Source organism: Phormidium sp. CCY1219 (assembly GCF_055795085.1).
This window is the reverse complement of record NZ_JAYFEQ010000311.1, coordinates 1-314: the sequence shown is the minus strand read 5'-3', so window position 1 is coordinate 314 and position 314 is coordinate 1. Positions and strand designations below refer to the sequence as shown.

At 44.9% G+C, this 314-nt stretch carries 1 protein-coding gene; it reads right to left on the bottom strand.

Annotated features, from left to right (window positions below):
- A partial coding sequence (locus AC0QH1_RS05060) for a reverse transcriptase N-terminal domain-containing protein (RefSeq protein WP_324629822.1) occupies nt 1–314 on the bottom strand: 314 nt, incomplete at both ends.

Genomic DNA, 314 nt, shown 5'->3' with positions numbered 1-314 from the left:
TCAAATCGGGCTTCCCATTGGGGTTCTAGTGCCAGTTTAACCAAGGCTTGCTCAGCTCTATCCTTTATTGTCGGAATCCCTAAAGGACGCTTTTCATAGCGCCCTGGCTTTGGAATCCATACTCTGCGTAAGGAGCGGGCTTTGGATTTCTTCCCTAGTTTTTGGGCTAATTCAAACCGTTGTTCTGGATTCAGAGATTTTGTTCCATCTACTCCGGCTGTCTTTTTACCCTGATTATCTTGGGTTACTTTCCTTACCGCCAAGAGCTTTGCGTAATAGGACTTACTTAAGAGTCTTTGAAGATGCCTTGCTTT